Here is a 1,846-nt window from a genome sequence, read left to right on the forward strand (position 1 = left end):
AGCATGGCAACGTCCTACCCTCGCAGGGGGCGACCCCCAACTACTCTTGGCGCTAAGAAGCTTAACTTCTGTGTTCGACATGGGAACAGGTGTATCCTTCTTGCTATCGCCACCACACTCTTTTTTTGAGAAAACTTATTCTCTCAAAACTAGCTAATATTTATCATTGATTTTTAAGCCGTACACCGTTTCACACCACTTTGTGGTTAAGTCCTCGACCGATTAGTATTGGTCCGCTCCATACATCACTGTACTTCCACTTCCAACCTATCTACCTGATAATCTTTCAGGGGTCTTACTTCCATAAAGGAATGGGAAATCTAATCTCGAGGTGAGCTTCACACTTAGATGCTTTCAGCGTTTATCTCATCCATACATAGCTACCCAGCGATGCCCTTGGCAGAACAACTGGTACACCAGAGGTATGTCCATCCCGGTCCTCTCGTACTAAGGACAGCTCCTCTCAAATTTCCTACGCCCGCGACGGATAGGGACCGAACTGTCTCACGACGTTCTGAACCCAGCTCGCGTACCGCTTTAATGGGCGAACAGCCCAACCCTTGGGACCGACTACAGCCCCAGGATGCGATGAGCCGACATCGAGGTGCCAAACCTCCCCGTCGATGTGGACTCTTGGGGGAGATAAGCCTGTTATCCCCAGGGTAGCTTTTATCCGTTGAGCGATGGCCCTTCCATACGGAACCACCGGATCACTAAGCCCGACTTTCGTCCCTGCTCGACCTGTAAGTCTCGCAGTCAAGCTCCCTTGTGCCTTTACACTCTGCGAATGATTTCCAACCATTCTGAGGGAACCTTTGGGCGCCTCCGTTACCTTTTAGGAGGCGACCGCCCCAGTCAAACTGCCCACCTGACACTGTCTCCCACCACGATTAGTGGCGAGGGTTAGAGTGTTCATACAACGAGGGTAGTATCCCACCAATGCCTCCTCCGAAACTAGCGTTCCGGTCTCTACGGCTCCTACCTATCCTGTACAAGTTATACAAACACTCAATATCAAGCTACAGTAAAGCTCCATGGGGTCTTTCCGTCCTGTCGCGGGTAACCCGCATCTTCACGGGTATTATAATTTCACCGAGTCTCTCGTTGAGACAGTGCCCAAATCGTTACGCCTTTCGTGCGGGTCGGAACTTACCCGACAAGGAATTTCGCTACCTTAGGACCGTTATAGTTACGGCCGCCGTTTACTGGGGCTTCAATTCTGGGCTTCGCCGAAGCTAACTCATCCTCTTAACCTTCCAGCACCGGGCAGGCGTCAGCCCCTATACGTCATCTTACGATTTTGCAGAAACCTGTGTTTTTGATAAACAGTCGTTTGGGCCTATTCACTGCGGCTGACCTTTCGGTCAGCACCCCTTCTCCCGAAGTTACGGGGTCATTTTGCCGAGTTCCTTAACGAGAGTTCTCTCGCACACCTTAGGATACTCTCCTCGACTACCTGTGTCGGTTTGCGGTACGGGTAGTTATATTCTAACTAGAAGCTTTTCTTGGCAGTGTGACATCAGTTACTTCGCTACTTAATTTCGCTCCCCATCACAACTTGTCCTTAAAGTTAAGCATTTAACTCAACTTCAGACTTATTGCTTGGACGCACATATCCATCAGTGCGCTTCCTTAGCCTGCTGCGTCCCTCCATCGTTCAAACAAATATAACTAGTACAGGAATCTCAACCTGTTATCCATCGTCTACGCCTCTCGGCCTCGACTTAGGTCCCGACTAACCCTGGGAGGACGAGCCTTCCCCAGGAAACCTTAGTCATTCGGTGGACAGGATTCTCACCTGTCTTTCGCTACTCATACCGGCATTCTCACTTCTAAGCGCTCCACC

The 1,846-nt window shown here is 50.3% G+C and carries 2 rRNA genes (1 of these 2 cut by a window edge); both read right to left on the reverse strand.

From position 1 onward, the window contains the following. Window position 1: 1 nt before the first annotated feature. Window positions 2-117, reverse strand: a 5S ribosomal RNA gene (gene rrf, locus AC1RPR_RS07765). 85 nt (window positions 118-202) lie between these two features. Continuing rightward, a 23S ribosomal RNA gene (locus AC1RPR_RS07770) occupies window positions 203-1,846 on the reverse strand (it continues 1,375 nt past the right edge of the window).

The organism is Dellaglioa sp. CoH-57-MRSF-22 (genome assembly GCF_056781895.1).